Source organism: Mixta sp. (genome assembly GCF_024610815.1).
Taxonomy (GTDB): Bacteria; Pseudomonadota; Gammaproteobacteria; order Enterobacterales; family Enterobacteriaceae; genus Mixta; species Mixta calida.
In genome coordinates this window covers 1-8,332 of sequence record NZ_JANION010000223.1, presented here as the reverse complement: position 1 = coordinate 8,332, position 8,332 = coordinate 1, and the positions used below count along the sequence as shown (strand labels likewise).

The window sequence follows — 8,332 nt, the reverse complement described above, 5'->3', positions numbered from 1 at the left end:
GGCATAACCTGAATCTGAGGCAGCACCTGGCACGGCTGGGACGGAAGTCGCTGTCGTTCTCAAAATCGGTGGAGCTGCATGACAAAGTCATCGGGCATTATCTGAACATAAAACACTATCAATAAGTTGGAGTCATTACCCAGGCCTTTATAGCCAACCAGAGCGGTAATACAAAAAAGAATGCCCAACAACACCATCAAGGGGATGATTAGGGTGGACGGTAAATCCAGAATTTTCACTAAAGAGAGACCGTTGCCGTACCCCATGCATACCATCCCGGTTCGGCGAAACCGAGTATAAAATCAGCCAGTTTGCTGCCGACCTCCCAAAGCAGAAACGTCCCATCAGAACGGTATTAAGCCCGCTACGCGCTGCTATCCAGCCCAGCGACGCCGCATACAGAGCCAACAGAAAATTACCTGCCACAGCAATCCACAACAGATTGTGGATAGAGAAAGAGACGCCTGATTTGCCGCCTGCGAACATCGTGCCGGTAAAAACGTAAAACTAAATAACACCCTGAAATCTGATCGGAATTATTCCCTGACGAGAAGCCCTGCGCGCAAATTTATTTTTTCAAACTAGACTTTTAATAAAATCATTTACAACACAGGAATCAGTCTGATGAGGAAAAAATTATTTTTTTGTGCGGTATCTGCTTCCCTGTTTTTAATACAGCCAGCAACGGCTAATACCAAACCAGAAGTTGTCGCCAGTATTAACCCTCCCTATCCGGATCCATCCGGCATTGCGGTTAGCTCCAGTAATCGAGTGTTTTTAGGTTTTCCCCGACATGCGGATAACCATAACTGGTATTCATTGGCAGAAGTCAAAGGCAATAAGCTGGTGCCTTATCCTGATAATACGTTAGGTCTGAAAAATAAACAGGATTATGACCACTGGCTTGTTTCACCTCATGGCATGTATATGGATAAAAATGACGTGCTCTGGGTGCTTGATGACGGCAAGATTGCCGGAAATAAAGAGATACCTGAGGGAGCGGCTAAAGTTGTCGCTATCGACACAAAAAGCAATAAGGTTATTCATAATATTGTCATTCATAAGCCGGTCCTGAATTCAGGTTCTCATTATAATGATTTGCGTGTGGATTTAACACATGGCGATCAGGGGGAAATCTATATTGCAAATTCAGGGTTTGAACAACATTATTCACTGGTGATTATTGATATCGCTTCAGGAAAGCAGAGGGAAGTCCTGACAAACCACTATTCGACCTCTCCTGAGCCGGGATATATCGCTTTTCTTGAAGGTCAGCCCCACCAATATGATTTTAACCACCAAAGCTTTCCTTTGGGAGGCGCAGATGGCGTAAGTTTGAGTCCTGACAGTAAAAAACTGTACTGGACAGTATTAAACGGGCGCAACCTTTACAGTATTGATACCGCGGTGTTGAGTGATTTTTCTAAAAATGAAAAGGCTATTGAGGCTGCTGTTCATTTCGAAGGCCAGCATCCTGCTAATGATGGATTGGCGGAAGATTCCGCCGGTAATCTTTACTTTGGCGCTTATGAACAGCAGTCCCTGATTAAAAGAGATGCAAAGGGAAACTATAGTTTGCTTTCTCATGATGAAAAAAACTATGTATGGCCTGACGGGCTGGCTTACAAAAACGGTTTTCTTTATGCGACCTTAGGGCAATGGAATCGACTGGCAGAGCTTAATGATGGCAAGGATCTGAGACGTCCCCCTTATTTGGTTGTTAAAGTGAAAGTCCAATAAAAACTCAGGCTTCATGAAAAAATGAGGCCTGGGTAATGACTTTGATCATGTTATAAAATTATGCGTCGGGACATTGCCGAATCAGCGTGCGGGATGGCCAGCTGCGTTCGCTTGATAAGCGAGACCTCAAGGTCATCCGCTATGGCGTGTCTGCTGTCGCATCCCTGATTGCTGAAGGCGTTCGCGTCGCTGCGTTTCTGTCAGGTCACATGCTTTCGGCAGAGAAATGGCGAGTATCCCGGCAATGATCAGCGAAGCGGCAAGCGCGCAGATTGCCACATTTTGACCATAGAGATAGAGCATTATGCCCACCAGATAAGGGCCGCAGAATCCGCCGAGGTTGCCGAGACCGTTGATTACGCCGCGTGCGCTACCAGCCACTTCGGGAGTCGCAATCCTTCCCGGAATGGACCAGAACGGACTGGTTGCCGCCTTGAGGAAAAAGCCGCAAATCACCAGAGCAATATAAGCTGCGATAATATGGTTGCGCAGTATAACGGAGGCCAGCAAGGCTGCGGCGAAGCAGAATAACGACGCCATTATCCATACACGCCGCTTCCCGCTACGATCGCTGAACAAGGAAATCAGCCAGATACCGGCAATCGTCGCCACGAAAGGCAGCACAGCCAGCACACCGACCCCCGCCATATTGGCGCCAGTCAGATTTTTTAAGATACTCGGGAGCCACAGGGTGTAGCCATAATCGCCCGTCTGGTAAAAAAAGTTTAGCGCTACCAGCTTCATCAGGCCTTTGTTACGGAATACATCTTTCAGCGGCGCACGGCTTACCGGTTGCTGATCGCGCCGCGCTTCGCGCTCGCGTTGCAGTTCGCGAATCAGGTATTCGCGCTCGCGCTCCGGGAGCCAGCGTGCCTCTTCAGGCCGATCGCTGATGACCAGCCACCACACCAGCAGCACCGCGGCAGAAAGCAATCCCTCGATAATAAATAGCCAGCGCCAGTCGAAGGCGTTGATAATCCAGCCGGATATCGGCGCAGTAAACATGCCACCCAGCGGCGCAAACATCATGACAAACGCGTTGGCACGGCCCAGCTCTTTTTCCGGAAACCAGTTGCTGACCATGGTCAGCACCACGGGCAGCATGCCGCCTTCAGACACGCCAAGAATAAAGCGCAGCGCCAGCAGTTGATAATGATTAGTGACGAAGCCGGTCGCAATCGAGACCGCCATCCAGGCGGCAAGCGACCAGGCGATAAAACGTTTACCACTGCCGTTTACCGCAATCCGGCCGCCGGGCACCTGCAAAAACAGATAACCGATAAAGAAGATGCCGCTGGCGATACCCGCCATCTGGCTGCTTATCGCCAAATCCTGTTCCATTCCTCCGGGCAAAGCGAAACTGATATTTACCCGATCCATAAAAGAAACAATACAGGTAATCAGAATGGGGGCAATGACACGTAACCACCGAGTCCCCGGTATTTTATTATCCATACAGCGCCCTCTGTGAATTTACGGAACGTACGGCGCTAACGATGTTGGTAACAACATCGTGAGTGCCTGAATAAAAATGAATGCGGGATTAAACAGCGTTGGGTAAGGGGCGCCCTTTAAAAAACGCGTCGACATTAGCAAAAACGACATCGCTCATTTTTTGACGTGTTTCCGCTGTCGCGCTGCCGACGTGTGGTTGCAATATCACATTATCCAGCGCGATAAGCGCTTCAGGGACATGAGGTTCTTCTTCGAAGACGTCTAACGCGGCGCCAGCAATGGCTTTACGCTGCAACGCCTGAATCAGGGCGTTTTCATCTACCAGCGTTCCGCGAGCGATATTGACCAACCAGGCGTGCGCCGGCATCGCCTCAAGAACCGAGGCATCGATCAGTCCACGGTTTGCCGCGCCGCCGGAGGCGGCGACGATCAGGAAATCATTTTCCCGCGCCAGGGTGTAAATGTCCCCGCACCGGGTATAGGGAAGCTCCGGTTTCGGCGTACAACTGATATAGGATACCGACATATCAAACGCCGTCGCGCGTTGAGCGATCGCGCGGCCGATATTGCCCATGCCCACGATGCCGACTCGCTTGCCGCTGACCTGGGTGCCGAGCGCGGGAGCTTGCCTGAGCCACTGGCCTTCACGTACGAAGCGATCGCCGAGACACAGGCGCCGTGCGCCGCTCAGCAGCAGTCCCATCGCCATGTCAGCAACATCGTTAGTCAGCACGCCGGAAGTGATGGTGACGGCAATATTCGCTTTGCGAGCATAATCAAGGTCAACGGCGTCAGTACCTACGCCGAAAATCGCAATCAGCCCGATCTGCGGTAATTGTTCCAGTACGGCATTGCTGATACCGACATCGCCACGCGTGACAACGGCCTGAACGCGCGTCCCCTCGGCGGCAAGCCAGGCCAGCGGTTCATCCTGTTCATACAGACGATGCACCTCAAAGGCGGAGCTGAGACGGTCAAGCAGAGAATCGAGCACCGGGGCAATCAGTAAAATATTCGGGCGGGCTTGTTGCGTCATGAGCGTTCCTTTAATCATTCCGTTACCTGAGATGGATACTATTAAAGGCGTTCTGACGTATTTTTTTGTGATAAATATCACATGAAAAAGTGTTAAGAAACTCTGTTACTGATGGCGTGATCGTGACGGCGATTCGGCTATATCGGGTGACACATTTCAGATGGTAGCGCCCATCGACAGACGATAATGCAAATCGACCTGCTCGATGGTGGGTTGTTGATGGATCTTTTTAATGAGAATTTCTGTGGCGACCTTGCCCATTTCGAAGCGCGGCGTGACCACGCTGGCCAATTGCGGCGTTGTTACCTGCCCGATTTCCAGCCCGTGAAAACCTGCGATCGCCATTTGATCGGGGACAAGAATGCCTGCGGCGCGACACTCCTGCAATACGCCAACGGCCAGATCATCATTGGTACAGAGAATGCCATCCATATTGGGATAGATCTGCCGCGCCAGAGTCATCATGCCTGTACCGATGGAAACCGAAGAAATTTTATTCGGCGCTATGCGCCCCGCTGGGAGTCCGGCCGCCGTCATGGCTTCGCAATAGCCTGCATAGCGTTGTTCATCACGCGTATCGGACATCGAACCAAAATAGATAATGTGTTTTTTACCGCTGGCCAGCAGCATATTCGTCATATCCAGACCGGCGCGGTGATTATTGAAGCCTACGCTGATGCGTCCGGGCGTCTGAGTCAGGCCCATCACTTCCGCAATCGGGATGCCTGCAGCTTTCAGATATTTTTCTGCGCGCACCGTATGCACGGATTCAGTCAGAAGCAATGCCTTAATATTAAAAGCCAATACCGTAGCGATCTTTTCTTCTTCGCGCTGGCGATCGTAATCGTAATTTACCACCAGCGTCTGATAACCCTGTACGCGGGTAACGGATTCCACACCTGCCAGCAAATCGGCAAAAATCTGATTATGAAAGGAAGGAATAAGCACGCCGATGCGGGGCAGGGTATTGCCGATCATGGCGGAATTATCGGCGTCAGGCTGGTAGCCAACCTCCGCAATCACTTTCGCGATATGTTCCGCCGTTTCCGCCTTTACTTTTTCCGGCGTGCGTAAATAGCGACTAACCGTCATTTTTGTTACGCCCGCCAGCGTAGCGATATCATGTAACGTTATGCGTTGCATTTTCATTATTCATGTCCGTCAGACGGCGATTCCATCACATTATTATGCCTGCCGGCAGAGGGAAAAGGAATTATTCGCCGATACCGGATCCGCCCATTTCGGCTGCCTGACCTGCCACAGTTCACAACAAAGGTAACCGGGTTTTGTAACACGGATTAGAGTGACGTCCGTCACAGTTTTATACGCCATAAAACCGTGATATAGGCGTTATGAATGGCAAAACAAGGCAGGTTTGTTGATGAACGATCTTTTCAGCTTAAACAACAAACGGATATTGATAACCGGCGCCGCCCAGGGCATTGGTTTCATTATGGCCCGTGGTCTGGCGCAACAGGGGGCAGAAATCATCATCAACGGCACGCATGCAGAGCGGGCAGAAAAGGCTGCCATGCGATTACGCGATGAAGGTTTCAAAGCCCATACTTCTCTGTTTGACGTTGCCGATGCCCGTGCGGTGGAACAGGCGGTTGCGGATATTGAAAATAACATAGGCCCGATTGATGTGTTATTTAACAATGCCGGCATTCAACGCCGCCATCCTTTTACCGAATTTCCGCTTGATGAGTGGAACGATATTATTGCAACCAACCAGACCGGCGTATTCATCGTCTCGCAATGCGTGGCAAAAAAAATGGTTGCGCGCAAAAAGGGCAAAATTGTCAATATCTGTTCAATGCAAAGCGAACTGGGTCGGGATACCATTACGCCTTACGCGGCGGCAAAAGGTGCGGTAAAAATGCTGACGCGCGGCATGTGCGTGGAGCTGGCGCGTCATAATATCCAGGTTAACGGTATCGCCCCGGGCTATTTCCGCACGCCGATGACCCAGGCGTTAGCAGACAATAAAGAATTCACCGACTGGTTATGCAAGCGTACCCCTGCCGCGCGTTGGGGCAATCCTGAAGAACTGGTGGGTGCGGCGGTGTTTCTTTCGTCAAAAGCGTCCGATTTCGTTAACGGGCATCTGTTGTTCGTCGATGGCGGCATGCTGGCGGCGGTATAACAGGGAGGATCTGGCTATGGCAGTACCATGTATCATTTTAATGGGCGTATCCGGCACCGGAAAAACCTCCGTAGGCATGGCGCTCGCCAGGGCGCTGAATGCGAAATTCCTTGACGGCGACGACCTTCATCCGCGTGAAAATATCCTGAAAATGGCTGCCGGACAGGCGCTGAACGATGAGGATCGTCTGCCCTGGCTCACGCGTATTTCCGACGTGATTTTTAGCCTGGGCCAGAAAAACGAAGCGGGTGTTCTGGTCTGTTCCGCACTGAAGAAACGCTATCGCGATACGCTGCGCGCGGGCAATGCGCATGTGCGTTTTATCTGGTTGCAGGGTGATTATCAGTTTGTATTGAACCGCATGCGGCAACGACAGGGCCATTTTATGCCGGAGGCGCTTCTGCAAAGCCAGTTTGCTACGCTGGAAGTCCCTGGCGAAGAGGAAGGCGATGTTATCCCGGTCGATATTTCACCTGCTCTTTCCCATATCGTTTCACACTGCATCAGCCTGGTCAGCGCCGCGCCAGCGCAGATGACAAAAGTCGCGTCCTGATTGCCTGTTTTTATACGGGCGCATCGCATCCGCGTTCCGCCCGCTTCCCGCAATGCCATCATCCGCTCTGTGCCGATGCACAGAGCGGATTGACGCCTGCAATCATCCATTGTCTCGGGCTATCCGACGTCGGCGCCGCCAGGTTAATCCTGCGCATACCGCAAGCAGAATGACGATCAACGCCACTATGCCCGGCATAATCCACGGTTGCGCCCTGGCCAGCAGCGGCGGGTGGCCGCCCTGACGCACCCAGGCAACGTCACCTGCACTCACGGTGACCTCTGGATTACCGTAATGCGCCAGCACGAAATTACTGATATCAGCGACCTGCGCATCGCTCAGCTTGTCAACATAAGAGGGTGAGCTGAAGCCCGGCATCAGTACCTGACCCGCGGCGGTGTTGCGCTGCACGCCAAACAGAATAGCGGCAATCAGATTGGCTGGGTTATGCATGCCCGTCGCGGTATTGTGGAACAGCGAAGGGTAAGCCTGATTAGCGCTGCCGGCTCCGTCTGGCTGATGACAGCTGGCGCAGTTGCCGCTGAACAGTGCCGCGCCATTCGTCAGTGAGTGATTGGCGTTATTGGCGTTACGTCCGCGTATGCTGTTCTCCACATCCGCTGGTTTGCCAAAGCTGTAGGCGGGTTGCGTGTCGCCTTCGTCACGGATTGGCGTCGTGCTTTTAAGATAAACCGCTATCGCTTTCAAATCGCTGTCGGACAGATACTGCAGGCTATGCTCCACCGCTTCGGCCATGCCGCCCGCCGCCTGGTTTTTGCCCTCAGCCCGGCCGGTCTTAAGGTATTGAACCAGCTCATCGTTACGCCAGCCACCGATTCCGCTTATCGCATCGGATGTGATGTTAGGCGCGTACCAGCTGCCGATCGGCGCACCAGCCAGCGGCCGGTTGCCTGCCTCCTGCATCAATACTCCGCGCGGCGTATGACAGGTGTTACAGTGCGCAAGGCCGTTAACCAGATAGTTACCCCGATTCCACTCAGCACTCTGGCTGTCATCGCTCAGGTAAGGCTTATCGTCCGCAAACATCAGGTTCCAGAAGAACATGCTGAAGCGCAGGTTAAAGGGGAAAGGCAGGCTGGTTTGTCGGTTTTTCTGCTCAACCGGCTTCACGCCATGCATAAAGTAGTAATAGAGCGCATGCAAATCTTCATCCGTGATCTTGCTGTAAGAGGTGTAAGGCATCGCGGGATAGAGCTGCGCGCCGTCAGCGCGTACGCCATGGCGTACCGCCTGCGAAAATTGGTGATGCTGCCAACTTACTGATTTAGTGTATGATGGTGTTTTTGAGGTGCTCCAGTGGCTTCTGTTTCTATCACCTGTCCCTCCTGTTCAGCTACTGACGGGGTGGTGCGTAACGGCAAAAGCACTGCCGGACATCAGC

General features: G+C 52.2%; 8 protein-coding genes and 2 pseudogenes. 5 read left to right on the top strand and 5 right to left on the bottom strand.

Annotated features, from left to right (window positions below; genetic code table 11):
• Nucleotides 1-125 (top strand): IS1 family transposase (locus MYY08_RS17180; protein WP_001680212.1); only part of this gene is annotated, 125 nt, incomplete at its 5' end.
• Here MYY08_RS17180 and MYY08_RS17175 read toward each other — a convergent pair.
• Nucleotides 69-518, bottom strand: a pseudogene (locus MYY08_RS17175) (cytosine permease); the annotation flags it as partial. The gene MYY08_RS17180 and the pseudogene MYY08_RS17175 sit on opposite strands and share 57 nt — an antisense overlap.
• 106 nt (nt 519-624) lie before the next feature.
• On the opposite strand from MYY08_RS17175, the gene MYY08_RS17170 reads away from it, so the two are divergent.
• Nucleotides 625-1,740 carry an L-dopachrome tautomerase-related protein gene (locus MYY08_RS17170; RefSeq protein WP_038627233.1) on the top strand — a complete coding sequence of 372 codons (1,116 nt, stop codon included), beginning with the start codon at nt 625-627 and terminating at the stop codon, nt 1,738-1,740.
• Between the two features lie 132 nt (nt 1,741-1,872).
• Here the strand turns inward: MYY08_RS17170 and MYY08_RS17165 are convergent, their stop codons facing one another.
• The 3 genes from MYY08_RS17165 to MYY08_RS17155 all read right to left on the bottom strand — a co-directional run bounded on the left by MYY08_RS17165 (nt 1,873) and on the right by MYY08_RS17155 (nt 5,380).
• Nucleotides 1,873-3,195, bottom strand: a complete 1,323-nt coding sequence (locus MYY08_RS17165) for an MFS transporter (protein WP_038627231.1) — start codon at nt 3,193-3,195, stop codon at nt 1,873-1,875.
• A gap of 88 nt (nt 3,196-3,283) precedes the next feature.
• Nucleotides 3,284-4,231 (bottom strand): 2-hydroxyacid dehydrogenase, encoded by a 948-nt coding sequence (locus tag MYY08_RS17160; RefSeq protein ID WP_038627229.1) that lies wholly within the window; start codon nt 4,229-4,231, stop codon nt 3,284-3,286.
• 156 nt (nt 4,232-4,387) lie between these two features.
• Entirely contained in the window at nt 4,388-5,380 is a 993-nt protein-coding gene (locus tag MYY08_RS17155; protein ID WP_038627227.1) for a LacI family DNA-binding transcriptional regulator, read from the bottom strand.
• 232 nt (nt 5,381-5,612) lie between these two features.
• Between MYY08_RS17155 and idnO the strand changes: the two genes are divergently transcribed.
• Both idnO and MYY08_RS17145 read left to right on the top strand, forming a co-directional pair.
• Nucleotides 5,613-6,377: a gluconate 5-dehydrogenase gene (idnO, locus tag MYY08_RS17150; protein WP_038627225.1), complete on the top strand. Its 765-nt coding sequence runs from the start codon at nt 5,613-5,615 to the stop codon at nt 6,375-6,377.
• Between the two features lie 16 nt (nt 6,378-6,393).
• Entirely contained in the window at nt 6,394-6,930 is a 537-nt protein-coding gene (locus MYY08_RS17145; RefSeq protein WP_038627223.1) for a gluconokinase, read from the top strand.
• Between the two features lie 102 nt (nt 6,931-7,032).
• Here MYY08_RS17145 and MYY08_RS17140 read toward each other — a convergent pair.
• Nucleotides 7,033-8,247: pseudogene (locus MYY08_RS17140) on the bottom strand (c-type cytochrome); the annotation flags it as partial.
• Here MYY08_RS17140 and MYY08_RS17135 point away from each other — a divergent pair.
• Nucleotides 8,248-8,332 (top strand): IS1 family transposase (locus MYY08_RS17135; protein ID WP_353738463.1); only part of this gene is annotated, 85 nt, incomplete at its 3' end.

Excerpts from the sequence above, each read along its gene's own strand:
- MYY08_RS17170 (WP_038627233.1), top strand. The coding sequence starts at position 625 with ATGAGGAAAAAATTATTTTTTTGTGCGGTATCTGCTTCCCTGTTTTTA.
- MYY08_RS17160 (WP_038627229.1), bottom strand. The coding sequence starts at position 4,231 with ATGACGCAACAAGCCCGCCCGAATATTTTACTGATTGCCCCGGTGCTC.
- MYY08_RS17145 (WP_038627223.1), top strand. The coding sequence starts at position 6,394 with ATGGCAGTACCATGTATCATTTTAATGGGCGTATCCGGCACCGGAAAA.
- MYY08_RS17165 (WP_038627231.1), bottom strand. The coding sequence starts at position 3,195 with ATGGATAATAAAATACCGGGGACTCGGTGGTTACGTGTCATTGCCCCC.
- idnO (WP_038627225.1), top strand. The coding sequence starts at position 5,613 with ATGAACGATCTTTTCAGCTTAAACAACAAACGGATATTGATAACCGGC.
- MYY08_RS17155 (WP_038627227.1), bottom strand. The coding sequence starts at position 5,380 with ATGAAAATGCAACGCATAACGTTACATGATATCGCTACGCTGGCGGGC.